General features: G+C 72.3%; 24 protein-coding genes. 14 read left to right on the top strand and 10 right to left on the bottom strand.

Annotated elements, in window-relative coordinates:
• Positions 1-302: 302 nt before the first annotated feature.
• Positions 303-1,925, top strand: a complete 1,623-nt coding sequence (gene groL / locus OG344_RS05690; protein ID WP_405087288.1) for a chaperonin GroEL — start codon at positions 303-305, stop codon at positions 1,923-1,925.
• Positions 1,926-2,047: 122 nt separating this feature from the next.
• On the opposite strand, the gene OG344_RS05685 is transcribed toward groL, so the two are convergent.
• Together OG344_RS05685 and OG344_RS05680 are read right to left on the bottom strand one after the other, a co-directional pair.
• On the bottom strand, positions 2,048-2,470 hold the full coding sequence (locus OG344_RS05685) for a GNAT family N-acetyltransferase (RefSeq protein ID WP_405087287.1): 423 nt from the start codon (positions 2,468-2,470) through the stop codon (positions 2,048-2,050).
• A gap of 13 nt (positions 2,471-2,483) precedes the next feature.
• Complete coding sequence (locus OG344_RS05680; RefSeq protein WP_405087286.1) at positions 2,484-4,469, bottom strand: HelD family protein; 1,986 nt, start codon at positions 4,467-4,469, stop codon at positions 2,484-2,486.
• Positions 4,470-4,671: 202 nt separating this feature from the next.
• Between OG344_RS05680 and OG344_RS05675 the strand changes: the two genes are divergently transcribed.
• Positions 4,672-4,977 (top strand): hypothetical protein, encoded by a 306-nt coding sequence (locus OG344_RS05675; RefSeq protein WP_405087285.1) that lies wholly within the window; start codon positions 4,672-4,674, stop codon positions 4,975-4,977.
• A 549-nt stretch (positions 4,978-5,526) separates the two neighbouring features.
• Here OG344_RS05675 and OG344_RS05670 read toward each other — a convergent pair.
• Together OG344_RS05670 and OG344_RS05665 are read right to left on the bottom strand one after the other, a co-directional pair.
• Positions 5,527-7,182, bottom strand: coding sequence for a DNA repair helicase XPB (locus OG344_RS05670; RefSeq protein ID WP_405087284.1), 1,656 nt, complete (start codon positions 7,180-7,182; stop codon positions 5,527-5,529).
• A 102-nt stretch (positions 7,183-7,284) separates the two neighbouring features.
• The gene (locus tag OG344_RS05665) at positions 7,285-9,714 is read right to left on the bottom strand and encodes a helicase-associated domain-containing protein (RefSeq protein WP_405087283.1); all 2,430 of its coding nucleotides are present in this window, start codon (positions 9,712-9,714) and stop codon (positions 7,285-7,287) included.
• Positions 9,715-9,899: 185 nt separating this feature from the next.
• Here OG344_RS05665 and OG344_RS05660 point away from each other — a divergent pair, with 185 nt between their 5' ends.
• On the top strand, positions 9,900-10,298 hold the full coding sequence (locus tag OG344_RS05660; protein WP_405087282.1) for a cold-shock protein: 399 nt from the start codon (positions 9,900-9,902) through the stop codon (positions 10,296-10,298).
• Positions 10,299-10,348: 50 nt separating this feature from the next.
• On the opposite strand, the gene OG344_RS05655 is transcribed toward OG344_RS05660, so the two are convergent.
• On the bottom strand, positions 10,349-11,638 hold the full coding sequence (locus tag OG344_RS05655) for an MFS transporter (RefSeq protein ID WP_405087281.1): 1,290 nt from the start codon (positions 11,636-11,638) through the stop codon (positions 10,349-10,351).
• Between the two features lie 76 nt (positions 11,639-11,714).
• Here OG344_RS05655 and OG344_RS05650 point away from each other — a divergent pair, with 76 nt between their 5' ends.
• The gene (locus OG344_RS05650) at positions 11,715-12,518 is read left to right on the top strand and encodes a DUF3027 domain-containing protein (protein WP_405087280.1); all 804 of its coding nucleotides are present in this window, start codon (positions 11,715-11,717) and stop codon (positions 12,516-12,518) included.
• A 2-nt stretch (positions 12,519-12,520) separates the two neighbouring features.
• Complete coding sequence (locus OG344_RS05645) at positions 12,521-15,598, top strand: sacsin N-terminal ATP-binding-like domain-containing protein (RefSeq protein WP_405087279.1); 3,078 nt, start codon at positions 12,521-12,523, stop codon at positions 15,596-15,598.
• 4 nt (positions 15,599-15,602) lie between these two features.
• Here OG344_RS05645 and OG344_RS05640 read toward each other — a convergent pair whose 3' ends face one another.
• Positions 15,603-16,808 (bottom strand): FAD-dependent monooxygenase, encoded by a 1,206-nt coding sequence (locus tag OG344_RS05640; RefSeq protein ID WP_405087278.1) that lies wholly within the window; start codon positions 16,806-16,808, stop codon positions 15,603-15,605.
• A 154-nt stretch (positions 16,809-16,962) separates the two neighbouring features.
• On the opposite strand from OG344_RS05640, the gene OG344_RS05635 reads away from it, so the two are divergent.
• Positions 16,963-17,958 carry a TetR/AcrR family transcriptional regulator C-terminal domain-containing protein gene (locus tag OG344_RS05635; RefSeq protein ID WP_405087277.1) on the top strand — a complete coding sequence of 332 codons (996 nt, stop codon included), beginning with the start codon at positions 16,963-16,965 and terminating at the stop codon, positions 17,956-17,958.
• 39 nt (positions 17,959-17,997) lie between these two features.
• Here OG344_RS05635 and OG344_RS05630 read toward each other — a convergent pair whose 3' ends face one another.
• On the bottom strand, positions 17,998-18,258 hold the full coding sequence (locus OG344_RS05630) for a DUF2530 domain-containing protein (protein WP_405087276.1): 261 nt from the start codon (positions 18,256-18,258) through the stop codon (positions 17,998-18,000).
• Between the two features lie 94 nt (positions 18,259-18,352).
• Here OG344_RS05630 and OG344_RS05625 point away from each other — a divergent pair, with 94 nt between their 5' ends.
• Positions 18,353-19,864: an NCS2 family permease gene (locus OG344_RS05625; RefSeq protein ID WP_405087275.1), complete on the top strand. Its 1,512-nt coding sequence runs from the start codon at positions 18,353-18,355 to the stop codon at positions 19,862-19,864.
• A 61-nt stretch (positions 19,865-19,925) separates the two neighbouring features.
• Here OG344_RS05625 and OG344_RS05620 read toward each other — a convergent pair whose 3' ends face one another.
• Both OG344_RS05620 and OG344_RS05615 read right to left on the bottom strand, forming a co-directional pair.
• Positions 19,926-20,396, bottom strand: coding sequence for a hypothetical protein (locus OG344_RS05620; RefSeq protein ID WP_405087274.1), 471 nt, complete (start codon positions 20,394-20,396; stop codon positions 19,926-19,928).
• 29 nt (positions 20,397-20,425) lie between these two features.
• On the bottom strand, positions 20,426-20,989 hold the full coding sequence (locus tag OG344_RS05615; RefSeq protein WP_405087273.1) for a TetR family transcriptional regulator: 564 nt from the start codon (positions 20,987-20,989) through the stop codon (positions 20,426-20,428).
• Between the two features lie 85 nt (positions 20,990-21,074).
• Here OG344_RS05615 and OG344_RS05610 point away from each other — a divergent pair, with 85 nt between their 5' ends.
• Positions 21,075-21,281 carry a hypothetical protein gene (locus tag OG344_RS05610; RefSeq protein WP_405087272.1) on the top strand — a complete coding sequence of 69 codons (207 nt, stop codon included), beginning with the start codon at positions 21,075-21,077 and terminating at the stop codon, positions 21,279-21,281.
• A gap of 15 nt (positions 21,282-21,296) precedes the next feature.
• On the opposite strand, the gene OG344_RS05605 is transcribed toward OG344_RS05610, so the two are convergent.
• Positions 21,297-21,503 carry a transposase gene (locus OG344_RS05605; protein ID WP_405089050.1) on the bottom strand — a complete coding sequence of 69 codons (207 nt, stop codon included), beginning with the start codon at positions 21,501-21,503 and terminating at the stop codon, positions 21,297-21,299.
• A 70-nt stretch (positions 21,504-21,573) separates the two neighbouring features.
• Here OG344_RS05605 and OG344_RS05600 point away from each other — a divergent pair, with 70 nt between their 5' ends.
• The 6 genes from OG344_RS05600 to thpR all read left to right on the top strand — a co-directional run bounded on the left by OG344_RS05600 (position 21,574) and on the right by thpR (position 26,116).
• Positions 21,574-22,842: an RNA-guided endonuclease InsQ/TnpB family protein gene (locus OG344_RS05600; RefSeq protein WP_405087271.1), complete on the top strand. Its 1,269-nt coding sequence runs from the start codon at positions 21,574-21,576 to the stop codon at positions 22,840-22,842.
• 85 nt (positions 22,843-22,927) lie between these two features.
• Positions 22,928-23,224 carry a helix-turn-helix transcriptional regulator gene (locus OG344_RS05595; protein ID WP_405087270.1) on the top strand — a complete coding sequence of 99 codons (297 nt, stop codon included), beginning with the start codon at positions 22,928-22,930 and terminating at the stop codon, positions 23,222-23,224.
• 10 nt (positions 23,225-23,234) lie between these two features.
• Complete coding sequence (locus OG344_RS05590) at positions 23,235-23,660, top strand: VOC family protein (RefSeq protein WP_327048183.1); 426 nt, start codon at positions 23,235-23,237, stop codon at positions 23,658-23,660.
• A gap of 209 nt (positions 23,661-23,869) precedes the next feature.
• Entirely contained in the window at positions 23,870-24,313 is a 444-nt protein-coding gene (locus tag OG344_RS05585) for a MarR family winged helix-turn-helix transcriptional regulator (RefSeq protein ID WP_405087269.1), read from the top strand.
• A gap of 5 nt (positions 24,314-24,318) precedes the next feature.
• On the top strand, positions 24,319-25,572 hold the full coding sequence (locus OG344_RS05580) for an MFS transporter (RefSeq protein WP_405087268.1): 1,254 nt from the start codon (positions 24,319-24,321) through the stop codon (positions 25,570-25,572).
• Positions 25,535-26,116, top strand: a complete 582-nt coding sequence (gene thpR / locus OG344_RS05575; RefSeq protein WP_405087267.1) for an RNA 2',3'-cyclic phosphodiesterase — start codon at positions 25,535-25,537, stop codon at positions 26,114-26,116. Before OG344_RS05580 ends, thpR begins: the two co-directional genes overlap by 38 nt.
• The last annotated feature ends 47 nt before the right edge of the window (positions 26,117-26,163 follow it).

Genomic DNA, 26,163 nt, shown 5'->3' with positions numbered 1-26,163 from the left:
CATTGAAGGCCCGGTCCGCGGTTCCGCGGACCGGGCCTTCGGCTCGTCCGCGCCTGCCGGTGTTCGTCCGTGCTTGCCGGTGTTCGTCCGGGTGTTCGGGAACCCCGTCCAAGCTGGTCAGGGTGGCTTCCGCTTGCACTCTCGGGGGTAGAGTGCTAAATACTTGTTTGGCACTCTGAGGTCGAGAGTGACAACAACCGGGATCGGGGCGATGGGGCTCGCGCAGGGATAGCGGGTCCACGCCGTCGCGGGCGTCGGCTCGGTCCGTTGAAGACACCCTGCTACTGGGAGGTCTAAGCCTTATGGCAGCCAAGATGATCGCGTTCAACGAGGACGCCCGGCGCGGTCTCGAGCGCGGTATGAACCAGCTCGCCGACGCCGTGAAGGTGACCCTCGGCCCCAAGGGCCGCAACGTCGTGCTGGAGAAGAAGTGGGGCGCCCCCACGATCACCAACGACGGTGTCTCCATCGCCAAGGAGATCGAGCTCGAGGACCCGTGGGAGAAGATCGGCGCCGAGCTCGTCAAGGAAGTCGCGAAGAAGACCGACGACGTCGCCGGTGACGGCACGACGACGGCCACCGTGCTCGCCCAGGCGCTGGTCCGCGAGGGCCTGCGCAACGTCGCCGCCGGCGCCAACCCGATGTCCCTGAAGAAGGGCATCGAGGCCGCCGTCGAGCGCGTCAGCGAGGAGCTGTCGAAGCTCGCCAAGGACGTGGAGACCAAGGAGCAGATCGCCTCCACCGCCTCCATCTCCGCCGCCGACCCGGAGATCGGCGCGCTCATCGCCGAGGCGATGGACAAGGTGGGCAAGGAAGGCGTCATCACCGTCGAGGAGAGCAACACCTTCGGTCTGGAGCTGGAGCTCACCGAGGGCATGCGCTTCGACAAGGGCTACGTGTCCGGCTACTTCGTGACCGACCCCGAGCGCATGGAGGCGGTCTTCGAGGACGCCTACATCCTCATCGCCAACCAGAAGATCTCGGCGAACAAGGACCTGCTCCCGCTGCTCGACAAGGTCGTGCAGTCCGGCAAGCCGCTGGTCCTCCTCGCGGAGGACGTCGAGGGCGAGGCCCTGGCGACCCTGGTCGTCAACAAGATCCGCGGCCTGTTCAAGTCCGTGGCCGTCAAGGCCCCCGGCTTCGGCGACCGCCGCAAGGCCATGCTGCAGGACATCGCGATCCTGACCGGCGGCCAGGTCATCTCCGAGGAGGTCGGTCTCAAGCTGGAGAACGCCACCCTCGACCTGCTCGGCCGCGCCCGCAAGATCGTCATCACCAAGGACGAGACCACGATCGTCGACGGCGCCGGTGACGCCGAGCAGATCTCCGGCCGCGTGAACGAGATCCGCGCCGAGATCGACCGCACCGACTCCGACTACGACCGCGAGAAGCTCCAGGAGCGTCTCGCCAAGCTGGCCGGCGGCGTCGCCGTCATCAAGGCCGGCGCGGCGACCGAGGTCGAGCTCAAGGAGCGCAAGCACCGCATCGAGGACGCCGTCCGCAACGCCAAGGCCGCGGTCGAGGAGGGCATCGTCCCCGGCGGCGGCGTGGCCCTGCTGCAGGCCGGCGCCAACGCGTTCGACAAGCTCGAGGTCAACGGCGACGAGGCGACCGGCGCGGCGATCGTCCGCAAGGCGCTCGAGGAGCCGCTGAAGCAGATCGCCGTCAACGCCGGCCTCGAGGGCGGCGTCGTGGTGGAGAAGGTCCGCAACCTGCCCGCGGGTGAGGGCCTCAACGCCGCGACCGGCGAGTACGTCAACATGTTCGAGTCGGGCATCATCGACCCGGCCAAGGTCACCCGCTCGGCGCTGCAGAACGCGGCGTCCATCGCGGCCCTGTTCCTCACGACCGAGGCCGTCATCGCCGAGAAGCCCGAGAAGGAGAAGGCCCCCGCCATGCCCGGCGGCGGCGACATGGACTTCTGAGTCCTGCTCTCCCGCTTCACCAGGAAGGGCGGTTCCCCTCGGGGAGCCGCCCTTTCCTCTGTTCGCCGCCCGGTCCGGGCGCGCCCGTGGCCAGATGAGGGGTGGCCAGGCGAGGTGGGGGGTCAGGTGAGGCGCCTGATCCAGCGGGCGCAGTCGGTCTGCATCGTGTATCCCGCCGCCGCCCAGGCGTGGTGCGCCAGGGCGTTGTCGTTGAGGACCATCGCGTCGACCCGGAACGCGCCGTGCTTCCGGAACCGCTCCTCCGCGGCCCGGATCAGCTGTGATCCGATGCCCCTGCGCCGCTCGGCCGGGTCGACGGCGAGCCGGTAGAGGCTCGCGCGCCAGCCGTCCCAGCCCGCGATCAGCGTGCCGGCCACGCGGCCGCCGATCTCGGCGATGAGCAGCGCCTCCGGATCGCGCTCGACCAATGCCGTGACCTTGGCGGCGTCATCGTGCCGGTCGGTGTTCTCCGCGGACTCCAGCCAGAACCGCAGCACGGCCTCGACGTCGTCGAGACCGCCGTACCGCAGGATGACCTCGCTCATGCCGGCTCCTCACTCAGGTCAGGTCGGGGGGCAGATCGTGGGTGTGCAGGATGGTCAGGGACGTCACGGCCCGGGTGAGCACGACGTAGAGGCGGGCGAGCCCCCGGTCCTCGGCGGCCACGATGCCGGCGGGCTCGGTCACGATCACGTGGTCGTACTCCAGGCCCTTGGCGAGCGTGGCCGGCACCAGCAGCACCCGGTCGTCGCCCGTCGCGTCGGGGCCGAGCACCGTGTGCGGCACGCCCGCGGTGCCCAGGGCGGCCGACAGGGCCGGTACGGCGGCGTCCGCCGCGATCACGCCGATCGAGCCCTCACAGCCGAGCGTCCGCCGCAGGGCCTCCGGAAGCGCCGCGGCGACGTCGGGGACCTGCCGTACGGACAGCGATCCGGCGCCGGGACGCAGGGAGCGGGGCGGGGCGAGATCGGGCGCGACGGAGGGCAGCAGCCGCGCGGCGAAGTCGAGGATCTCGCGGGGCACGCGGAAGCCGAGCGTGAGCTCGGTGACCTCGCCGGAGGACTGGCCGAGGTGGTCGAGCACGGTCTTCCACGACCGCGCCGACCAGGGCGTGGTGCCCTGGGCGAGGTCGCCGAGCACGGTCGCCGAACCGGTGCGGCAGCGCCGCCCGAGCGCGCGCAGCTGCATGGCCGACAGGTCCTGCGCCTCGTCCACCACGAGGTGGCCCTGGGACGGGGTGCGCTCGACGAGGTCGCCGAGCTCGTCCAGCAGGGCGGCGTCGGCGGCCGTCCACTTCGCCGACCGGTGCGACTTGTACGGCTTGCGCCACAGGAGCAGTTCCTGCTCCTCCGCGGAGAGGTCCGACCGGGCGGCCTTGGCGAGGAACTCGGGGTCCGACAGCAGGCGGTGCAGCACCTGTTGGGGAGTCAGTTTGGGCCACACGGCGTCGAGGACGGCCCTGACCGGCTTCGAGCGGGCCACCGCGTCCTGCGTACGGTCGTCGGGCGACTCGCCGCGGCGCTCCATCTGGACGAGCACGGCGTGCGCGAGCCGCTGGGCCAGCATCGTGCGGCCCGGGCCGTATCGCGTCGTCCCGCGCAGCGAGGCGACGATCTCCCGGACCTCGTGGTCGGGCACGCGGTAGCGGTTCACGCCCTTGGTGACGAGCACGCCCTCGACTGGCTTGACGACGTGCAGCCACAGGGCGCGGCGCAGGACCTCGGCCATCCGGGCGTCGCCCTTGACGGCCGCCACCGCCGGGTCCTCGGGATGCGCGTGCTCACCGAGGACACCCGCCACGGTGGTCTGGTCGACCTTCACCTCGCCGAGGGCCGGGAGGACCGAGGAGATGTACGCGAGGAAGGCGCGGTTGGGGCCGACGATCGTCACGCCCGACCTCGCCAGCCTCTCGCGGTGGGTGAACAGGAGGTAGGCCGCGCGGTGCAGGCCGACGGCGGTCTTGCCGGTGCCGGGGGCGCCCTGCACGCAGACGGTCACGCCGAGGTCCGCGCGGACGATCTCGTCCTGGTCGGGCTGGATGGTCGCGACGATGTCGCGCATGGGGCCGGTGCGGGGCCGCTCGATCTCCTCGGTGAGGAGCCTGCTCTGCCCGAGCGCCCGGCCGTCCAGCGGTTCGTCCTCGTACGCCGTGAGGTCGCCGCCCCGGTAGCCGAACCGGCGGCGCAACGCGACGCCCATCGGGTCGGACGGGCTCGCCTGGTAGAAGGCGCGGGAGATCGACGCGCGCCAGTCGATGACGAGGGGCCGGCTGTTGTCGTCGTGGACGTGCCGGCGGCCGACATAGATGGTGTCCGGCAGGTCGTCGCCGGCGGTCCGGTCGAGGCGGCCGAAGAACAGTGGAGTGTCGGGGTGGTCGGCCAGGGCGGCCACGCGCTGGTCGAGCAGGCCCTGGAGCACCTGCTGCGACACCCAGTCGGCGGCGGCGTCCGCGGACAGCGACTGCGCGTGTTCACGCATCGCCCGCAACGCGGCGCGGGAGGCCGCGAGATGGGCGCGCTCGGCTTCGAGCACATTCTCCGGCATGCGGAAAATCCTCCGTACACGATGAGGACGGGACTGGAGACGGGACTGAAGATGGGACCGATGACGGACCGGGGGCAGGACTGAAGACGGGCAGCGGACAGGACGGAGCCGGAAGGACAAGAGCTTAGCGACGGGCGCCCTGATGCCGAAACGGTATTTCTCTAGCGTGTCGCCGTTCACCTGCCTGGGTATCTCTCCGCGGGTGACGCGCACCTGGGTTCCTCCCGCGATCCCGGCGGCGGTGAGCCTGTTGCTCGCCACGCTGTGGGGTTTCGCGGTTTTCGGCGGCTGGAGCCGGCTGGCCTTCTGCGCCGGTCCGGAACCATCGTCGGACTGCGCGGATCGGCTGGCGCCGGTGGCCTCGCTGTCCGAACTGGTCGCGCTCGTCGCGGCGGGATTGACGGGGTTCGCCTGGTTCGCCCGTCGCGAGTCCCTGTACGGCGTGGCGGTGGGGGCGTGGATCGCGGCGCTGGCGGTGCTGTTCTTCGGCGGCCTGGCCGTCCGCTGAGCCGCCGGTGCCCGCCCTGCCGAGATGCTGCGGCGTTGTGCCCCGACGCCTGTCCGGCGCGTCTGACGCACCGGACACAGTGCTGCGAGGCGCCTGGTCACTGTGGCTGCTGAGCGTGCCTCGGCACCGTGCTGCCTTGCGTGCTGCGCGTTGTGCTGCTCAGGCGCGGCGATGCCGGGTGATTGCTGTGTGTCGCGTTTATCTAAACGCGTTCGGTAGCGATTTGCTTACACACCGGTGAATTGGTAACACTGTCCGCTTTTTTGCGACAAACCAGGGACAAGGTGAAAAATGCGCATATTGCGTGATTCGCCGTACTGAGTGGGTATTGCCGCCATCACGGCACCGTGATGTCGGTATAGGCGCGAGGGGGTGATGTGGTGGCACGGCCCGCAGGCATTTCCTGGATCTGACAGGTGCCCGTTCGATCTCCGCCCGTTCGATCTCCGCCCGTTCGATCTCCGCCCGTTCGGTCTTCAGCCGTTGGTCTTCACCGTGGACGTGGTCCCGGGGAAACGCGCCCCGGGACACGGCGCCCACCCGGCGAGGTCACCTCGCCGGGTCCTCCTGGCCCACGTCGTCGGCGTCGATGATGTGATAGGCGTACCCCTGTTCGGCCAGGAAGCGCTGCCGGTGCGCGGCGAACTCCTGGTCGACGGTGTCCCGGCTGACGACGGAGTAGAACAGCGCGCCCCCGCCGTCCGCCTTGGGGCGCAGCACCCGGCCGAGCCGCTGGGCCTCCTCCTGGCGTGAGCCGAACGTGCCGGAGACCTGGATCGCCACGGCCGCCTCGGGCAGGTCGATGGAGAAGTTCGCGACCTTCGAGACCACCAGCACCTGGATCTCCTTGTCGCGGAACGCCTGGAACAGCCGCTCGCGCTCCTTGATCTTGGTCTCTCCCTTGATGACCGGCGCGTCGAGGTGCTCGCCCAGCTCGTCGAGCTGGTCGATGTACTGCCCGATGACCAGCACCTGCTCGCCCTCGTGCCGCCGCACCAGCGCCTCGGTGACCCTGATCTTGGCGGGGGCGGTGGAGCAGAACCGGTAGCGCTCGTCGCTCTCGGCCATCGCGTAGGCCAGCCGCTCGTCGTCGCGGAGCGTCACCCGGACCTCCACGCACTCGGCCGGGGCGATGTAGCCCTGGTTCTCCATCTCCTTCCAGGGCGCGTCGTACCGCTTGGGCCCGATGAGCGAGAAGACGTCGCCCTCGCGGCCGTCCTCGCGCACCAGCGTGGCGGTCAGCCCCAGACGGCGGCGCGCCTGCAGGTCGGCGGTCATCCGGAAGATCGGCGCGGGCAGCAGGTGGACCTCGTCGTACACGACGAGCCCCCAGTCGCGGGCGTCGAAGAGTTCGAGGTGCCGGTACATGCCCTGCCTCCGGGTGGTCATGACCTGGTAGGTGGCGATGGTGACCGGGCGGATCTCCTTCTTGGTGCCGGTGTACTCCCCGATCTCGTCCTCGGTCAGCGAGGTGCGCCGCAGCAGTTCCTGCTTCCACTGGTGGGCCGAGACCGTGTTGGTGACCAGGATCAGAGTGGTCGCCCGCGCGTGCGCCATGGCCGCCGCGCCCACGATCGTCTTGCCCGCGCCGCAGGGCAGCACGACGACGCCGGAACCGCCGTGCCAGAACGCGTCCGCCGCCTCCTGCTGGTACGGCCGAAGCTCCCAGCCGTCCTCGCGCAGGTCGATCGCGTGATGCTCGCCGTCGACGTATCCGGCGAGGTCCTCGGCCGGCCAGCCGAGCTTGAGCAGCGTCTGCTTGATGTTGCCGCGTTCGGAGGGATGCACGGCCACCGAGTCGGCGCCGAGACGATCCCCGACCAGAGGCTGGATCTTCTTGGACCGCAGCACCTCCTCCAGCACCGCGCGATCACTGGTGGTGAGCACCAGGCCGTGCACCGGGTCCTTCTCCAGCCGCAGGCGGCCGTACCTCGCCATGGTCTCCGCGACGTCCACGAGCAGCGCGTGCGGCACGGGGTAGCGGCTGAACCCGATGAGGGCGTCGACGACCTGCTCGGCGTCGTGCCCGGCGGCCCGGGCGTTCCACAGCGCGAGCGGGGTGACCCGGTAGGTGTGGACGTGCTCGGGAGCGCGTTCGAGCTCGGCGAACGGGGCGATGGCCTTGCGGCACTCGCCGGCCCGCGGGTGATCCACCTCCAGCAGCAGCGTCTTGTCCGACTGAACGATCAGCGGCCCGTCACTCAATGCGTGCTCCCTAGTACGGCTGTCCCTTATCCAACAAGAGACCAGGCCCGATGAGTCCCGTTTCACCGAGACCGGGTCGCCCGCCGTGTCGGGGGACGCCCCTCAGTCGACTCCGGCGGCGCGCTCCCCGGACGTCTCCGACCGCTCGGAGCCGTAGCCGGCGACGCCGGTGATGCGGCTGAGGACGAAGCGGTGGACGGTCGCCCGGGTCTCGTCGTACGCCGTGAGGTAACCGCCCTCGATGCGGGCCGGTTCGAGGATACGGCTGGTGGCGTGCCCCTGCGAGTCCTGGTAGCCGATCCACACCCGCGCCCCCCGCCGGATGGCCTCCTCCAGCGCGCTGATCGTGGCGGCGCTGGGGGAGCGGGGCACCTGCCCCTCGGGAGTGTCGGCGGGCGGGCGGCGGGTCCGGTGCGCCGCGTCCCCCGCCCGCATCGCCCGTACGGTCCCGGCGGCGGCCTCGGGGCCGAGGCCGGGGTTGGCGGGCGGGCGGGCGCCCGGCGGCCCCTCGGTCCGCCGGGCGTCGGCCCGCGCGACGACGAGGTCGCCCTCCAGCGACTCGGCGACCGGCGCGTAGCCCATCGCCCGCAGCGTGTCGACCAGCGCCGCCCGGGACGTCTTGGACGCGAGCACGGTGGGCGCGAGCCGCCGCAGCCGCAGCAGGTGGGCCCGCTTGTCGGCGAGCACCTCGTCGAGAAGGGCCGGATCGTCGCAGCGGACGTAGGACGACGCCACGCCGACCCGGATGCGGCCATGGCGGCGGGCGACGTCGGTCACCAGGTAGGCCAGCGGCTGGGGGACCGGCGTGGCCGAGTGGCGCTCCAGCATCGCGAGCAGGTCGGCGGCGGAGTGCCCGGCGTCGAGCGCCCGGCGGACCGACTGCTCGGAGAAGCGGTAGACGGTCGCGCCGCCCTTGCTCTCGACGTCGGCCGTGAGCGCGAGCCGCCGGCCGAGGTCGGTGGTCAGCGGTCCGGGCGCCACGGCCGTCAGGTCGGCCTGCAGCAGCACGTGGTCGACCGCCCGCGGCAGCAGCGGCGCGAGCAGGTCCGCCGCACGCCGGCCGTCGCCGCGGGCCGCCGCGCGGCCGTGTGCCGCGGGCACGCCGAGGCCCGTCACGCCGATGTGCTCGGCCTCGCGCAGGGCGAACCGGACGAGCGGGTCACGCGGCGCGGACGGGCGCCGGGGCTGCTCCCAGGCGAGCCGGGCGAGCACCGACTCGGGCGTCGGCGCGAGGCCGGGCGGCGCCGCCTCCAGCACGGAGAGCGTGCGCGCCCGTGTCTGGGCCGCGCCGGACCGGCGCAGGTCGGGGTGGAGCGCGTTCAGCGGGCGGTCCCGGTCGTCGCGTTCGCCGATCAGGCCCGGCGCGCGGTCCATCGCGGCCCAGGCGGCGGCGAGCACGGCCCACCGGTCCTCGGTCGCCCTGATCCGCCAGCCGTCGTAGCCGCCGGTCGGCAGCCACTCACCCTCGCCCGCCGCGACCAGCCCGGCCGCGTGCGCCACCTCGGCGACCAGCCCGGCCGCCCATTCCGGCAGGTCGAGAAGCTGGGCCGCGCGCCGAAGGTCCCGTACGGACAGGCCGCCGGCGCGCAGCACCCCGGGCGGGTCGACGCTCCACAGCTCGCACAGCTCCTCCACCATGCGGACGAACATGAACGCCTGCCCGGCGGCCGTCCGGTCGGCCAGCTCCTGGTCGCGTACGGGCCCGTCCAGGGCGGGCGGCCCGGGGGACAGGTCGCGGTGTACCCGGCCCCCGCGCAGGACCAGGGCGACCTCCCGGGGCAGCGCGACGGTCTCCTCCCCGGTCGCCCCCAGGAGCCCGCGGGCCAGCAGCTGCTCGATGGGCGACTGCGCGGTCGCGGTGTCCACCTCCCGGCGGGCGCTCGGCAGCCGCCCGCTCGGCGGACCCCAGACGAGCGCGTCCAGCGCGGCCCTCGCCTGCGGAGACACCTCCTCCAGCAGGCGCGCGACGGTCGCGGGGCCGGACAGCAGCGCCGCGAGCCGCTGCCGGGCCGGCCTTCCCGCGTCCACCTGCCCGCCGGCCTCGTACGCGGGGTCGATGTCGCGCAGGAGGACGTCGAGCCGTTCGGGCGCATGGTGGCGGAAGACCTCGGCGGCCGGCGGGCCGAGCGCGGCCGGCGGTTCGAGGGCCGCGGGCACGCCGGGCGCGGGCCGCAGCGCGTCCGGCGGCCCGTAGACCAGGCCGCGGGTGACCAGCGCGTCGAGCGCCGCGTCCAGAGCGGCCCCGACCTCCTGCTCGGTGGACGTGCCGGGCGCCGCGCGTACGATCATGGAGAGCAGGGCCGCGCGGGAGGAAGGGCCGTCACGCAGCGCGAGGGTCTCCAGCACGGCGAGCTGGAAGCGGTCGAGCCGGTCCAGCGCCCGGCCGAGGGCGGAGGGGCTGCAGGCCCGGGCGGCGAGGCCGTCGAGATGGGCGGGGACGGGCGTGACGAGTTCGGGCCGTGCCGTCACGAGCGCTCGCAGGTGCTCGTCGGAACGGCCGCGCAGCCACTCGCTGAAGTCCGTGCCCGTCATCGTCTCCATCGTAGGGGGACGCCTCTCGGGGAGCACGCGACCGCCCGTGTGACAGGGGGTGACGGAAGATCCACGGGAATCCGGAGACGCGACGCTTCAGTGGCCCCTTAGTGGGTCCACGGGGCCGGTCTGTGGGCATAACCTACATCCATCACCTTCACGACAGTCTGAACGAGGTCACCCCTGTGCCGAGTGGCAAGGTCAAGTGGTACGACGCCGACAAGGGTTTCGGCTTCCTCACCCGCGACGACGGCGGTGAGGTCTTCGTCCATTCCTCCGCGCTGCCCAGGGGCGCCGAGGCCCTCAAGCCCGGGCAGAAGGTCGAGTTCGGGGTCGCGGAGAGCCGCCGCGGGCAGCAGGCGCTCTCCGTGCGCGTGATCGAGCAGCCTCCGACGCTGGCGAAGACCGTGAAGCCCAAGACGAAGCGGAAGAACCCGGACGAGATGGTCGTCATCATCGAGGACCTGATCAAGCTGCTCGACGACATCTCGAACTCCTACCAGCGAGGCAAGCACCCCGACGTGCCGCACGCCAAGAAAATCGCGGCCGTGCTGCGCGCGGTCGCCGACGACCTCGACGCGTAGGGCGGCACCCCGGCGTACGGGCGCGGCGAGGTCGGGCGGGCCGACGGGGCTCAGGCGGTGGCGGGCCGGGTGGCGAGCCTTCGGCGGCGCAGCGTGAGGAGGCGGCCGAAGGACAGCGCGAGGGCCGCTGACATCACGCCGAGCCCGGCCGGGCCGGCCACGAACAGGGAGAGCACCAGGCCGAGCAGGCCGCCGGACACCCAGGCGATCTGCAGCAGCGTCTCGGCGACCCCGAAGGCCGACGAGCGCACCTCCTCGCCGATCTCGCGTTGCACGATCGCGTCGAAGGCGAGCTTGCCGAGGCCCTGGGCGAACGCGCCCACGAGGGCGACGGCGGCGGCGGTCCAGATGGTGAAGACGAACGCCGCCGCGACGGTGGCGACCGTCGCGAGCGCGAGGGTGGCCAGCACGGTCAGCTGCGGCGAGCGGGACCGGGTCCAGGAGCCGGCGGCGGCCCCCGCCAGGCCGCCCGCGCCCGCCGCGGCCGCCAGCAGCGCCAGCGCCACCGTGGGGTCGACGCCGCGCAGGTGGCCGTCCTGGACGAGGAACAGCAGGAAGAACACCAGGAAGCCCGACTGGACCCGGATCGCGGCGTTGGCGCCCATGGCCTCGCCCACCACCGAGCCCACCACGGACCGCGTGCGCCAGCGCGGGCGCGGCTCGTCCTCCTCCGGGTCGGGCGCGTCCACATGGCGCGGCAGCCGTACGGCGAACACCCCGCACAGCAGGAACACCGGCACGGCGGCGCGCAGCACCCAGTCGGGCCCGGCCGCGGCGGACAGGCCCGTGGCCAGGCCCGCCCCGGCCCCGGCGGAGACCAGCGCGAACAACGCCACCCGCGCGTTCGCGGTCACCAGGGGGATGTCGGCGGGCAGCAGACTCGGCATGATCGCCGCCCGGGAGACGTTGTAGGCCTTCGACAACACCAGAACGGCGAGGGCGGACGGGAACAGCGTGACGGCGTCGGAGGCGTGGACGGCGCCTGCCATGCCCCAGCACAGCAGGCCCCGCGCGAGCAGGGTGCCCGCCATGATGTAGCGGCGGCCCGAGCGCAGCCGGTCGAGCACCGGCCCGACGAAGGGCGCCACGACCGCGAACGGCACCATCGTGACCAGCAGGTACGCCGCGACCTGCCCGCGGGCCTGGCCGACCGGGAGCCGGAACAGCAGCGCCCCGGCGAGGGCCACCGTGACGAGCGCGTCCCCGGCCGAGTGGGCGGCGGTCAGCTCGATCAGGCGGCCGAGCCCGGTGCGGTCCGCCCCCTGGGCGTGCGTGAGCCGGCGGGTCGCCCGGGCGGGCGCGCCCACAACATGCAGAACGTTCGCCCAAATGTTCACCATAGGCCCCGAGGGTCCTCTCATGATTTGCCCATCAAGCCGGTGCGGTCCGCTCTCGGCGTGGGTGAAAATGGAGAGTGTGAGTCGTACCCGAATTCGTAGCACTCCAGTCGACCAGGCCTGTGCGGCGGCGGTCGGCCTCGCCCGCGGCGCGGCTGAGGAGATCGCGCGCCCGGGGGAGGTGGGAGAGCACCTGGGCTTCGACAACGAAGGCGACCGGGTCGTCACCCACTTCTTCGAGTGCCTTGACCACGCCTACCTGGGCTGGCGCTGGGCGGTCACCGTCACCCGCGCCTCCCGCGCCCGCGTGGTGACCGTGAGCGAGACCGTGCTCCTGCCCGGGGCCCGCGCGCTGCTCGCCCCCCGCTGGGTGCCGTGGAACGAGCGGCTGCTCCCCGGCGACCTCGGCGTGGGCGATCTGCTGCCGGCCGAGGCCGACGACGACCGGCTCGTGCCGGGGTTCGCCTCCCCGGACGAGGAGATCGACGCGCAGGCCGTCTTCGAGCTCGGCCTGGGCCGGGCCCGCGTCCTGTCGGCCCTCGGCCGTGACCTCGCCGCGCACCGCTGGCGGTCCGGCGAGCCGGGCCCGCACGCCCCGATCGCGCACGCCGCACCCGCGCAATGCTCGACCTGCGGCTTCTACTGGCCGCTCGCCGGGACGCTGGGGCTGGGCTTCGGCGTCTGCGCCAACGAGTACGCGCCGGACGACGGCCGGGTGGTGTCGGCCGACCACGGCTGCGGCGCCCACTCCGAGGCGACCACCGTGCCCTCGATGGTCACGGACGCGGCGCCGCCGATCCTGGACGACCACGACCTGGGATATGACCTGATCGAGTCCGGCTCCGCCGACGAGGCGAGCTCCGCACCCTTGGGCAACGCCTGATCATGTTCGATACCGCGCGCCTACGTGACACGGTTCTCGCGGCCTGGGCGGCCTCGCCCGCCCGCTTCCGCGAGGACGCCAACGCCGAGGAGGACTTCGCCCTCGGCGGCTACCGCGACCGGCTGGTCGTGGAGCTCGCCCAGAACGCCGCCGACGCGGCGCTGCGGGCGGGCGTGCCGGGCCGTCTGCGGCTGACGCTCGCCGACGGCGTGCTGCTCGCCGCCAACACCGGCGCTCCGCTCGACGAGGACGGCGTCGAGGGCCTGAGCACGCTGCGGGTCTCCGGCAAGAAGGACGAGACGGGAGCGGCCGGACGGTTCGGCGTCGGCTTCGCCGCCGTGGTGTCGGTGACCGACGAGCCGTCGGTCGCCTCCCGGCTGCCGTCCGGCGAGCTCCGGGGAGTGCGCTGGTCGCGGGCGGAGACCGCCGCGCTGGTCGCCGCCACGCCGGCGCTCGCCGGGGAGCTGAAGGGCCGCGAGGGCCACGTCCCGCTGCTGCGGCTGCCGTTCGGCGACGACGCCCCGGGCGTCCCCGAGGGCTACGACACGCTCGTCCGGCTGCCGCTGCGCGACCAGGCCGCCGAGGAGGCCGTACGGCGGATGCTGGAGGAGGCCGGACCGGCGCTGCCGCTGTCGATGCCGGCGCTGGAGACCGTCGAGATCGAGGTCGACGGGCGGAGCCGCACGATCTCGGCCGAGGGCTGGCACGTGGTCGCCGAGTCGGGCACGTTCACCCCCGCGCAGGTGACCGAACTGTTCGCCGACCGGCCGACCGAGGAGCGGGCCCGGCCCTACTGGGAGGTCCGCTGGGCCGTCCCCGCCGGCCGCCCCGCCGGTGGCCGCGACGGCGTTCCCCGGGTGGTCCACGCGCCGACGCCGAGCGACGAGCCGCTCGACCTGCCCGCGCTGCTGATCGCGTCGTTCCCGATGACCACCGACCGGCGGCACGTCGCGCCGGGGCCGCTCACCGATTTCCTGGTCGCCAGGGCCGCCGAGGCATACGTGCGGCTGCTGGGGGAGCTTCCGGCCACCCCCGCACTGCTTGACCTCATCCCCGGCCTCATGGCCAGCGGCGCGCTCGACGCGGCGATCAGGCGGGAGATCATCACGGCGCTGCCGGACACGCCGCTGCTGCCGTCGATCTCCGGCGACGCCGACGGCGTCATTCCGGGCGGCGTCATTCCGGGCGGCGTCATCCCGGGCAACGAGGCGCGGGCGGTCGAGGGCCCGGCCGAGTTCCTGGCGAGGATCGCCGGCATCGTCCCCGGGCTGTTGCCCGCCGGATGGGCCTCCCGGCATCCGGCCCTGACCACGCTCGGCGTACGCCGGGTCGAGCCGGCCGACGTCGTGGACATGCTGTCCGGCGAGGCCGTCGAGGACAAGGACCCGGCGTGGTGGCGGTCGCTGTACGAGGCGCTGCCCGCCGACGACCCGGAGGCGATCGGGGCGATCCCCGTGCCGCTCGCCGACGGCCGCCTGGTGCGCGGCCCGCGCGGCACGCTGGTGCTGTCGCCGGACGGCGGCACCGCCTCGTCCGGCGCCTCGTCCACCCTCTCGTCCGGTGTCTTGTCCGGCGTTGCGGGCGGCGGGCCGTCCGGCCCGGGCTCACTGGACCCCGCCCTGCTGGCCCCACTCGGGCTGCGGATCGTCCACCCCGACGCCGTCCATCCGCTGCTGCTGCGGCTGGGCGCGGCCGAGGCGACTCCGCGTACGGTGCTGGAGGACCCGCTCACCCATGCGGCGGTGGCCGAGTCGCTGAACAGCGCCGACCCCGAGCCGGTGTCCCAGGCCGTGCTGGCCCTGGTGGACGCGGCGGGCCTGACGGCGGGAGAGGCGCCCTGGCTGGCCGAGCTGGCCCTGCGCGGCGCGGACGGCGAGCGGTACGCCGCGGGTGAGCTGCTGCTGGCCCAGGGATCGCTGGCCGGCCTGATCGACCCGGAGGTGCCGTTCGGCGTCGCCGCGCCCGACCTGGTCGAGAAGTACGGGCCGCACGTGCTCGCGGCGACCGGGGTGCTCGACGGCTTCGCCGTGGTCAACGACTCCGACGTGCTGCTCGACCCCGCCGAGTGCGACCACGACCTCGATCTCGAGGACGAGTGGCTGGAGGCGGTGCTCGACCTGCTGCCGGACCTTGACGTCCCCCCGGTGGTCCGGGAGTTCACCGCCGTACGCGACCTGGAGTACGTCGCCGACTGGCCGAACGCGCTCGCGCTGCTGTCGCGGCCGCCGCTGCGCGCCGCGCTGCGGCCGATGCGGGTGCTCGCGGCGGGGGAGACCGTCGAGGTGCCGTCGTACACCGCCTGGTGGCTGTCGCGGCACCCGGTGCTCGGCGGGCGCAGGCCGGTCGAGCTGCGGCTCCCGACGGGCGACCCGCTGCTGTTCGGCCTGTACGCCGAGGCGCCGGCGGGGATCGACGAGGACGCGCTCACGATGATGGGCGTCCGGTCGACCCTGGCCGGGCTGCTGGACGCGCGCGGCGGCCCCGAGGAGCTGCTCGACCTGCTGGCCGACGCGTCCCTGGAGGTGGACCGCGCCCAGCTGCGGTCGCTGTGGATCGCGCTCGCCGCCGTCGACCCGGACCGCGTCGGCCCGCCGGAGGCCGTACGGGCCGTGCGGAAGGGCATGGTCGCGGTCGCGGACGTCGAGGACGGCCCGGTCGTGGTGGAGGCGCCCGACCTGCTGCCCCTGGTGGAGGACCGCCCGCTGGTGCTGGCGCCGTTCGACCTCGCCGAGGCGTTGTCGGACGTGCTCGACCTGCCGCTGGCCGGAGAGACGGTCACAGGCGTGGTCACCTCGCACGGCGCGGAGAAGCCGGTGCCGCCCGAGGTGCGCTCACTGCTGCCCGGCGCCCCCGCGACGTACGTCGAGCACGATGAGCTTCTCGTGGACGGCACCCCGGTGCCGTGGCGGTTCTCCGAGGGCGTGGTCCACGCCACCGGTGTCGAGGGGCTGGCGCGAGGCCTGGCCTGGGCGTCCGGCCAGTGGGGCGACCGCCTCGCCGTCGCCGCGCTGCTGCGCGACCCGGCCCGGGTCCCCCTCCTCCTCGCCGAGGCCGATCTCGACCCCGTCACCTCCCTCTGACCCCTCACCGCATGGCGGGGAGGGGGTAGTCGGGGAGGGTGATGTTGCCGGCCTTGGCGAACTGGGCGGCCAGGATGCCGCGCATGGGCCAGCGGGTCATGGACCGCATCGAGGCGGCCCGTAGCCGGATCGCGAGCGCGGTGGAGGGCGCGAAGCCGCCGGCGCCGCCGGGCGGCAGTTTCTGCGCCTCCGTCACGTAGGGACGCATGACCCGTTCGTAGCCGCGCAGCGCGACCCGGTGGTCGCCGGCCGCGGCCAGTTCGCCGGCCAGGACGTACGCCCCGACCAGGGCGAGGCTGGTGCCGAGGCCGGTCAGCGGCGTGGCGCAGTAGCCCGCGTCGCCGAGCAGCGCCACCCGGCCGCGTGACCACCGGTCGAGGCGCACCTGTCCCAGGGGGTCGAAGAAGAAGTCCGGCGCGTCGGCCATCGCCGCCAGCAGTCGCGGGGTCTCCCATCCGGCGCCCGCGAAGCGGTCGGCGATGATCCGCTTCTGCGCGGCGACGTCGCGCCGGTCGTAGGCGATCGGCACCGACCGGAAGCTCAGGCCTGCCTTGATCTCCCCGGGCAGCCGGCCCGGCCGCGCCGAGACGACCAGGCCGCCCGGGGCGTTGTACATCTGGTACCAGCCGCCGAGGTCCAGCGGCAGCGTGGTGGTGAACCACGAGGTGTAGAGGCCGAGCGGGCGGACGAAGTCCGCCTCCGGGCCGAAGGCCAGCGCGCGTACGGCCGAGTGCGGCCCGTCCGCGCCGACGACCAGCCCGAACCGGCGCGGCGCGGACTTCTCGAAGGTGACGGTCACCCCGTCGTCGTCCTGCTCCAGGGCGGTGACGGTGTCGTCGAACAGATACTCGGTGCCGGGGAGGGACGCCTGGTAGAGGAGATCGGCCAGGTCGCCGCGGAGGATCTCGATCTCGGAGACGATTCCCTCGCCGCCGAAGGCGTCGACCGGGAGGGTGGCCGTGAAGCGGCCCTTCCCGTCGACCAGGGCGACGCCGTGCTGTTCGACGGCGATCTCCCGCGCGCGGTCGAGCAGGCCCATCCGGGCGGCCACGGTGCGGCCCGCGCCACGCAGGTCCACGGTCTGGCCGCCCGGGCGGGGCGCGGGCGCGCGCTCGACGACGGTGACGGTGAAACCCGCCCGGCCCAGCCAGTACGCCAGTGCGGGCCCGGCGATGCCGCCGCCGGAGACGAGGATGTCGGTGTTCTGCATACACCGGACTGTACGGCGTACGCATAGTGCACGCAAGGCGATAAGCTGGGTAAATATTTATAGAGCACTAGTGCGCAAGGGTTGCGGAGACTCTTGGGCCGGCTGTCGTGGCAGCGTGCTGGGCTACAGTGGTGCACTAGTGCGGGAGGTCGGCGTGGACGGATCGGGCGCGGGGCGCTACCAGGAGATCGCCGCCGAACTGCGGAGGCGGATCGAGGCGGGCGAGCTCAGGCCGGGCGACCGGGTGCCGTCCACGCGGGAGATCGTCGGGCGATGGGGCGTCGCGATGGCGACCGCGACGAAGGTGCTCACCGAGCTTCGCCGGGAGGGACTTGTCCGCGCCGTGCCCGGCGTCGGCACGGTCGTCGAGACAATCGTCGGCGCAGGCGCAGGCGCAGGCGCGGGCGTCGGCACCGGCACTGGGAGCCGGTCGTCACCCGCCGGGCGGCCGGGTGCGCCGGCCGCTTCCCGGCGGCGGGGTGCCCCGGACGGCGCGCTCACCTCGGCGCGGATCACCGCGGCGGCCGTCGCGGTCGCCGACGCGGAGGGACTCGGGGCGGTCTCCATGCGCCGGGTGGCCGCCGAGCTCGGGGTGGCGACCATGTCCCTCTACCGCCATGTCGCGGACAAGGACGCCCTGGTGCTGCGGATGATGGAGGAGATCTTCGGCCGGATGCGGTTCCCCGCCGAACCGCCCCGAGACTGGCGCGGCCGGGTCGAACTGGCCGCGCGCCTGCTGTGGGCGACGTTCCGCCGGCATCCGTGGCTCGCGCCGGCCATGTCGGTGACGCGGCCCCAGCCGATCGCCGGCGCGCTGCCCTTCACCGAGTGGGTGCTCACCGCTCTCGACGGTCACGGCCTCGACCTGGGGACGGTCTTCACCGCGTACATCACCGTGTTCAACCACGTCCGGGGCACGGCGGTCAATCTGGAGGTGGAGGCGGAGGCCGAGGCGCTCACCGGGATGAGCGTCGACGAGTGGATGGACGCCCAGGAGCCCGCCTTCAAGGAGATCATGGCCGGCCGCCGGCTGCCGATGTTCGAGGCCCTCAGCGCGAGCGGTTACGACTTCGACATCGACGAGCTGTTCGAGTTCGGCCTGCAGCGCCTTCTCGACGGCATCGCGATGCTCCTCACCGACGCTCCCTGAACGGAGCCGCCGTACGGAGCCGCCGTACGGGGCCGCGGGTCAGGGACTGTGCGACTCCGATCCGGACAGGCCGGAGGCGGGGGTGGTGTCGCGTACGCGGGCGTCGCGGCGGCGGACGTACAGGAGACCGAACACGCCGAGGCCGACGCCGGCCACGCAGGTCCAGACGAGCCGCGTGTCGGCCGGGCGCACGACCAGCAGCACCACGATCAGGGCGACCGCCCACAACACCGTTCCGGTCAGGATCGTCAGGGTGTCCCGGGTTTCCAGGGGCGTGGGGTCCGGCCGGCGTTCGCTCACGTGGGCCAGCTTAGAAGGGCAGGACGGCGACCCGGTATTTTTATGACAAACCAGTCACGAAAGGACAACGCTGCTCCCCTGGCTCTTCCCGCCGATGGTAGGGGCCTGCGACTCTGCGCGCGTGAATACGAACTCTATGAATTCCCCAAATTTCCTCGATCGATACTTCTCCATCTCAGCCCGTGGATCAACCGTGGGCCAGGAGGTCCGCGGCGGTTTCGCCACGTTCTTCACGATGGCCTACATCGTGGTGCTCAACCCCCTCATCATCGGCACGGTCGCCGACAAGACGGGCCAGTTCCTCGGTGACGGCTCCAACCCCAACATCCCGTTGGTCGCCGCGGCCACCGCGTTCGCGGCGGGCATCCTCACGATCCTGATGGGCGTCTTCGGCCGGGTGCCGTTCGCCCTGGCCGCCGGGCTCGGCCTGAACGCCTTCCTCGCCTTCGGCATCGCGAGCCAGATGTCGTGGGAGGACGCGATGGGCCTGGTGGTGCTCGAAGGCGTCGTCATCGCGATCCTCGTGGTGACGGGCTTCAGAGTGGCGGTGTTCCACGCGATCCCGGCGCAGCTCAAGACCGCGATCAGCGTCGGCATCGGCTTGTTCATCGCACTGATCGGGTTCGTCGACGCCGGGTTCGTCCGGCGGATGCCCGACGCGGGCGGCACCACCGTCCCGGTCAAGCTCGGCGCCCTGGGCAACGGCTCGCTGACCGGGTGGCCGACCCTGGTGTTCGTCGTCGGCCTGCTCATGACGGCCTTCCTCGTCGCCCGCAAGGTCAAGGGCGCCATCCTGATCGGCATCATCGGCACCACCGTGCTGGCCATGATCGTGGAGGCGATCGGCAAGATCGGGCCGCAGGTGGCTCCGGGTCAGCCGGTCAATCCCAACGGCTGGTCCCTCAACGTGCCCGCCTGGCCGGCCAAGTTCATCGAAGTGCCCGATCTGTCGCTGCTCGGTCAGTTCAGCCTGTTCGGCGGCTTCGCCAAGATCGGCGGCCTGGCGGCCGTGATGTTCGTCTTCACGCTCATGCTCGCCGACTTCTTCGACACCATGGGCACCATCGTCGGCGTGGGCCGGCAGGCGAACCTGGTCCAGGAGGACGGGACGGTCGAGCGCACCCGGGAGATCCTGCTGGTCGACTCGCTCGCCGCGGCGGCCGGCGGCGCGGCGAGCGTGTCGTCCAACACCACCTACATCGAGTCGGCGGCCGGCGTCGGCGAGGGCGCGCGTACGGGCCTCGCGAGCATCGTCACCGGCGTGCTCTTCCTGCTGGCCATGTTCGTCGCCCCGCTGACGGAGATCGTGCCGTTCGAGGCGGCGACCCCGGCTCTCGTCGTCGTCGGCTTCCTGATGATGACGCAGGTCAAGGAGATCGACTTCAGCGACTTCGAGACCGCGATCCCCGCGTTCCTGACCATCGTGCTGATGCCGTTCACCTACTCGATCACCGCTGGAATCGGCGCGGGCTTCGTGAGCTACATCGTGATCAAGGTCTTCCGCGGTAAGGCGAAGGAGCTCCACCCACTGCTGTGGCTGGTCGGCGCGTTGTTCGTCGTCTACTTCGCCCTGGAGCCCCTCAAGAACCTGCTCGGCCTGAACTGACCGCCGATCCGGTCCCGAGAGGCCGCCGCGACCGTTCGGCCGCGGCGGCCTCTTTCGCGTCTCAGAGCGTACGGGCGGCCGCGAACGTGCAGATCGCGGCCGCGAGCATGAGCGCGTGGAGGATCATGTGCTCCAGGTTGGGGCGCGGGCGATCGCCGCGGTGCGGCAGCACGATGACGGTCTTGGCGTACGTCCGGGCGTGCAACGCGGCCCAGCTCTCCTCGGTGCCCGCCGTCGCCCACGGGACCGTCACGGCGGCCAGGTAGGGAAGCCACCACAGCGCGAGGCCGTTGAGGACGGCGAGCAGTTCCAGCGCCCCGCCGGCGTACGCCAGGGCGGGCAGCCCGGCGCCGGCCGCCCAGGCGAGAAGCACGGCCGGGAGCGCCATGACCGGTGCGTTGATCGCCACCTCGGCGACCTGCTCCGACCGCCTCGCCTCCCGCACGTTGTTGAACGGGAACAGGTCCACAAGCGTGGTGAGAACGAAGTAGGCGTCGGCCAGGACAAGCAGGACGAGCGCGACGGAGACCATGGGGCTTCCTTTCCGTACGGCAGGGGGGTTCAGGCGCCGTAGCGCGCCTCGATGCCAGCGAGGAACGTCGAGACGGCGATGCCGAACCAGGCGTCGTAGTACGCGGTGGGCGCGGCCGGCGGCTCGGGGGTGTCGCCGAACTCGGCGAGGGCGTGGCCCGTCACGAGGATGTAAAGGGACTGCACGAGATACAGCGCCTCCTCGTCGGCCACTCGCAGGCCCGCGTTCATGGCGGCCAGCACCGTCGGGACGGCCCGCTCGAACACCTGCGGAGACGCGTGCCGTACAGCGACGACGGCGGCCGCGCCGGGGTGGGCCCGCAATGTCCGGCGCAGCCCCTGGGCGACGTCCGTGAGCAGGTCGCGCCACCCGCGGCCCGGAACGACCGACGCGATCACCTCTTCGGCGACCCTGTCGGCGACCAGTTGGAGCAGCGCGGCCTTGTTGGGCACGTGGTAGTAGAGCGACGCCGCCCTGACCTGGAGGCGGGCGGCGATCGTGCGCATGGAGAGCGCCGCGACGCCCTCCTCGTCGAGGACCTGCAGCGCGGCGCGCAGGACCGATTCGGTGTCGATACGGGCAGCCGGGCTCACTAGCAGTCCTTTCTAACATCGTTAGGCTCAATCTAACGTCGTTAGAAAGGATGGTGCAAGACGCTGGGAGCGGTAGTGTCGTGACGTGGCGCTCAGAGGAGGCGGGGCGGTGCCGGCGGACCTGGTGCCTCGGCTGCGCCTGGCCCGTGACCGCATCGACCGCGACTACCGGAGCGATCTCGATCTCGACGGGCTCGCCGCGGTCGCCGGGATCTCCAAGTTCTACCGGAATGCGGGCCAGTGCTCCGTCCTTCAGGCCGGGGGTGAAGGCCCGCGCGGGAGTGCCCGCTAGGGCGCGAACGTGCCTTCACCCGCAGGTCACAGTGGGCGTTGCCGCTGCTCGATGTACTGCTTGTTCGCCGTTGAACTCCCGACGTTCGACCTCGAAGTCGGCGCAGACCTCGCGCATGAGTTCCTCGCATCGGGCCGGCATCGGGCCGGTGAAAGCCCCACGCCGGTACTTCGTCACGCACACCACGTGGGCGTGGAGGGTGTGGACACCATGGCGTTCGATGCGTACATCGGGGTCACTCAGGGTGTGGATTCCATCACGATGACATAAACCAGAGGGATACGATCAGGGCGTGGAGGTGACCAGGCAGGCTCGTGCGCACGTGGCGCGACTCGACTTGAGCACGGCCCAGGTGGCGGTGCTGGACGGTCAGGCGCACACCGCCCGCGCGCTGTGGAACCTGCTGCACGAGTACGTCACCTTCCGGCAGGGCCGGTTGGCGACGGTGAAGGAGTGCGACACCGCGATCCGGGCGGCCCGCCATGGGATCGACTGGATGGGCCGGCTGCCCGCCCAGGCAGCGCAAGCGGTGCTGAAAACCTACCGGCAGGCGTGGGCGAACTTCTTCGATCCCGGCCACCCCGCCAAACGGCCCACGTTCAAGGCCCGGTTCCGGACCCGGTTGGCGGTGGATGTGCCGCAGGCCCGCGATCTGCAGGTCACGCGGGTGAACCGGCGGTGGGGTGCGGTCAGTCTGCCGAAGGTCGGGCGGGTCCGGTTTCGGTGGACCAGGGATCTTCCCGGCGTCACCAGGGGCGGCCCGGCCGGGCGGATCACCGGCGCGCGGCTGGTGAAGGACGCCTTCGGGTGGCAGATCGTGTTCCGCACCGAAGCAGTGGTCGCGGCGGCCCCGGCCGCCCACCCCGGCCCCGTGGCAGGGGTCGATCGGGGAATCGCCGTCGCTCTGGCGTTGTCGGACGGCACCATGCGCGAGCACGGGCCCTGGCTGCGCGACGGCGAGAAACAACGCCTGCGCCGACTGGAGAAGAAGTCCGCCCGGCAGCGCCGCACTCGCACTCCCGGCCGGCCCACGTCCAAACGGCTGGCCCGCACCTACGACCGGATCGCCCGGCTCCGCGCGACAGCCAAGCGCCGAGCCGTCGACTGGCAGCACCAGACCACCACCGAACTCGCGCGCACCTTCGGCGTGGTCGTGGTGGAAGACCTGACGATCACGAACATGGTCCGCTCCGCCAGCGGCACGATCGAGCGCCCCGGCCGGAACGTGCGGCAGAAGGCCGGGCTGAACCGCGCCATCACCGGGCAGGCATGGGGCCGCACCGTCACCCTGCTGGAGTACAAAACCCGTGATCGCGGCGGCCTGGTGGTGAAGGTGCCCGCCCCGGGCACGTCGCAGACCTGCCACCAATGCGGCCACCGCGACCCGGCGGCCCGGAACGGGATCAGGTACGCCTGTGCCAACCCCGCGTGCGGGTGGGCCGGGCACGCCGACACCAACGCCGCGATCAACATACGCAACGCCGCAGGAACCGCGGTGTCAGGACGTGGAGACCTCGGGGCTGCCCGGTCCGCGAAGCGTCAACCCCCGCACGCCGCCTGACCGCGACGCGACGGGAGAATCTCCGGCCTTCAGGCCGGGGAGGAGTTCAATTCGTCCGCTGCTTCGAGCGTACGGCGAGACGCCGATGCGCTACCTCACCCGGCGCAGGCTGGAGCGCGCGCAGGAACTGCTGCGCGGGGCCAACCTGACCGTCACCGAGATCTGCATGGCAGTCGGGTTCACCAGTCTCGGGTCGTTCTCGGCCAAGTTCCGGCGGCTGGTGGGGGAGAGCCCGAGCGAGTACCGCGACAGGTGGGCGGCACGCGGCGGCCCGCACGTCCCCGGCTGCTATCTGTTCATGTCCGGCGTGCTCGACCTCGGAGCGCACCGCGTCTCCGACTCTGCAATTTTGGAGAAGCCCAGGTCAGCGGGGCAGCAGTAGCGTCTTCCGCATGATTACGAACGTCTCTCTCGTCACCGTCTACTGCAGGGACCAGGACGAGGCCCGCGACTTCTACGTGGACGTCCTCGGTTTCGTCACGAAGACCGACGTCACGCTGGACGGATATCGCTGGCTGACCGTCGGCCTTCCCGCTCATCCGGAGCTGGAGATCACGCTCATGAAGCCGGGGCCTCCGCTGGACGAGGAGGGCGCCGACTTCCACCGCAGGCAACTCGACAAGGGGCAGGCCGGCGGGCTGGGGCTCGCCGTGGACGACTGCCGGAAGACGTACGAGGAGCTCACCGCGAAGGGGGTGACGTTCCTGCAGGAGCCGGCGGAGCGGCCGTACGGGATCGAGGCCGTCATGCGTGACAACCAGGGCAACTGGCTCGTGCTCGTGGAGCCGAGGCGGTTCACCCCGGAGGACTTCGCCTGACGACGGCAGGACGGCACGGCTCGTGGAGGCCCGGTCCCCGGCACGGGGGCCGGGCCTCTCCGTGAGCTGACAGACTGCGTCCTCCACGGGCAGGCCCGTGATCAACACCGGTCCGGTGCCGGTACGGTCGGTCCACCTGAATCACCCCAGATGGGGACCGTTTGGAGGAATGGCGACATGCGAGATATAGTTAGCAAAGGTAATGACTCATGCTAACGAACACCCAGAACTTGCGCAGCGACGCCGCGCTCGCGTCCGCCCTGCGCGTGTCCCTCGCGCGGCTGACGCGGAGGATGCGCAAGCAGGCCGCGCACCACTCACTGACGCCCACTCAGCTCGCGACGCTCGTCGCCGTCGAGCGCCACACCTCGATGACCCCCGGCGAGCTCGCGGAGCACGAGAAGGTGCAGCCGCCTTCGATGACCCGCGTAATCGCCAAGCTGGAGGCCCGGGGCCTGCTGGAACGCTCCCCGCATCCGACCGACCGCCGGCAGGTGACGGTCAGGGTGACGCCGCAGGGGGCGGCGCTGCTCAAGGAGGAGCGCCGGACGAAGGAAGCCTGGCTGGCGCAGCGGCTCGGGGACCTGACGCCGGAGGAGAGGGCGGCACTGCGGGCGGCGGCGCCGATCCTGGAGAAGCTGTCGACGATGTAGGCGGCATGTTCCGCTCGCTGCGGAACTACAACTACCGGCTGTTCGCCGCCGGTGGGGTCGTCTCCAACGTCGGCACCTGGATGCAGCGCACCGCCCAGGACTGGCTCGTCCTCGACCTCGCCCGGGGCAGCGGCTCGGCCCTCGGCGTGACCGTCGCGCTGCAGTTCCTGCCCACGATGCTGTTCGGGATGTTCGGCGGCGTGATCGCCGACCGTTATCCCAAGCGCAGGGTGCTCATGATCGCCCAGACGCTCATGGGCCTGCTCGCGCTCACCATGGGCGCGCTGGTCCTCACCGGGACGGCCCAGGTCTGGCACGTGTACGTCATGGCGTTCACGCTCGGCCTGGTGTCCTGTGTCGAGGTGCCGACGCGGCAGTCGTTCGTGGTCGAGATGGTGGGCAGGCGCGACCTGCCCAACGCGATCGCGCTGAACAGCTCGACCTTCAACCTCGCGCGGGTCGTCGGCCCGGCCCTGGCCGGGCTGCTGATCTACTGGATGGGCACCGGCCCGATCTTCGTGCTGAACGCCGTGTCGTTCGCCGCCGTGATCACCGGGCTCGCGCTGATGCGGTCCTCCGAGCTGCGCTCGCCGGAGCCGGTGCCGCGAGGCAGGGGACAGCTGCGGGAGGGCCTGCGTTACGTCGGCGGCCGGCCCGACCTGTTGCTGCCGCTGCTGATCGTGGCGTTCATGGCGATCTTCGCGCAGAGCTTCTCGACGAGCATCGCGCTGATGGCCAAGCAGGTGTTCGGCGCGGGGGCGTCCTCGTTCGGCATCGCGTCCAGCGCCTTCGCCGTCGGGGCGTTCGGCGGCGCGCTGCTGGCCGCCCGGCGGGTCAAGCCGAGCCGCCGGTTCCTGATCGCCGGCGCGCTGTGCTTCGGGCTGTTCCAGATCGTCTCCGGCCTTGCCCCCGGCTATCCGGCCTTCCTGCTGCTGCTGGTCCCGGCGGGAATGGCGATGATCACCGTGAACACGACCGCGAACACGATCGTGCAGCTCGGCGCGTCGCCCGAGATGCGCGGCCGGGTGATGGGCATCTACGTGCTGGTCTTCACCGGGGGAGCCCCGATCGGAGCGCCCCTGGTGGGCTGGCTCGCCGAGGTGACCGGTCCCCGCCTCGCGGTCGCCGCCGCGGGCGCGCTGAGTATGTGCGGGGTCTGCCTGGCCGTGCTGGTCACCCGCATGGTCGCGGCCCGCGTGGCGCGCGGGGAAGAATCCACGCGTGAGCAGATTGTTCGTGGCGCTGCTGCCGCCGCCTGAGGTGCTGGCGGAGATCGCCACGGCGGTCGAGCCCGTACGGGCCGAGTGGCCGGAGCTGCGCTGGGTCGATCCCGCCCGGTGGCACGTGACCGTGGCCTTCCTCGGCGAGGTGCCCGACGAGGTCCTGCCCGAGCTGCGCGTACGGCTGGCCCGGGCGGCGGCCCGGCACTCCGCGCAGACCGTGTCGTTCGGCGGCGCCGGGGCCTTCCCCTCCCCGGCCCGGGGCCGCATCTTCTGGCTGGGCCTCGACGCCGGCCCGGCGCTGACGAGACTGGCCCAGTCGGTGGCGGCCGGCGCGCGGCGGGCCGGGGCGGAGGAGACGGACCGCAAGCGGTTCCATCCCCACCTCACCCTGGCCCGCTCAAGAACCCGCTCAACCCGCTCAGGCCACGGCGACGACCTGCGCCCCCTGGTCGGCGGCGCGCTTGGCGCCTTCGGCGGGCGGCCCTGGGAGGCGTCGTCGGTCCACCTCGTGCGCAGCCACACCGGCGCGACCGTGTGGTACGAACAGGTCGAGGCGTACGCATTGGCGGTCCGCGGCTAGGCTCCATGACGTGGATCGTCCTCGTCGCTGGCTGTTGCCCACGGTGC

This window comes from Microbispora sp. NBC_01389 (assembly GCF_045040095.1).
In the GTDB taxonomy this organism is placed as follows: Bacteria; Actinomycetota; Actinomycetes; order Streptosporangiales; family Streptosporangiaceae; genus Microbispora.
This window is presented reverse-complemented; position numbering and strand designations above follow the sequence as displayed.

What these genes read in the sequence shown, in the direction of transcription:
- groL (WP_405087288.1), top strand. Translation starts at nt 303, where the DNA reads ATGGCAGCCAAGATGATCGCGTTCAACGAGGACGCCCGGCGCGGTCTC.
- OG344_RS05685 (WP_405087287.1), bottom strand. Translation starts at nt 2,470, where the DNA reads ATGAGCGAGGTCATCCTGCGGTACGGCGGTCTCGACGACGTCGAGGCC.
- OG344_RS05680 (WP_405087286.1), bottom strand. Translation starts at nt 4,469, where the DNA reads ATGCCGGAGAATGTGCTCGAAGCCGAGCGCGCCCATCTCGCGGCCTCC.
- OG344_RS05665 (WP_405087283.1), bottom strand. Translation starts at nt 9,714, where the DNA reads ATGACGGGCACGGACTTCAGCGAGTGGCTGCGCGGCCGTTCCGACGAG.
- OG344_RS05655 (WP_405087281.1), bottom strand. Translation starts at nt 11,638, where the DNA reads ATGGTGAACATTTGGGCGAACGTTCTGCATGTTGTGGGCGCGCCCGCC.
- OG344_RS05645 (WP_405087279.1), top strand. Translation starts at nt 12,521, where the DNA reads ATGTTCGATACCGCGCGCCTACGTGACACGGTTCTCGCGGCCTGGGCG.
- OG344_RS05640 (WP_405087278.1), bottom strand. Translation starts at nt 16,808, where the DNA reads ATGCAGAACACCGACATCCTCGTCTCCGGCGGCGGCATCGCCGGGCCC.
- OG344_RS05625 (WP_405087275.1), top strand. Translation starts at nt 18,353, where the DNA reads ATGGTAGGGGCCTGCGACTCTGCGCGCGTGAATACGAACTCTATGAAT.
- OG344_RS05620 (WP_405087274.1), bottom strand. Translation starts at nt 20,396, where the DNA reads ATGGTCTCCGTCGCGCTCGTCCTGCTTGTCCTGGCCGACGCCTACTTC.
- OG344_RS05595 (WP_405087270.1), top strand. Translation starts at nt 22,928, where the DNA reads ATGCGCTACCTCACCCGGCGCAGGCTGGAGCGCGCGCAGGAACTGCTG.
- OG344_RS05590 (WP_327048183.1), top strand. Translation starts at nt 23,235, where the DNA reads ATGATTACGAACGTCTCTCTCGTCACCGTCTACTGCAGGGACCAGGAC.
- OG344_RS05585 (WP_405087269.1), top strand. Translation starts at nt 23,870, where the DNA reads ATGCTAACGAACACCCAGAACTTGCGCAGCGACGCCGCGCTCGCGTCC.
- OG344_RS05580 (WP_405087268.1), top strand. Translation starts at nt 24,319, where the DNA reads ATGTTCCGCTCGCTGCGGAACTACAACTACCGGCTGTTCGCCGCCGGT.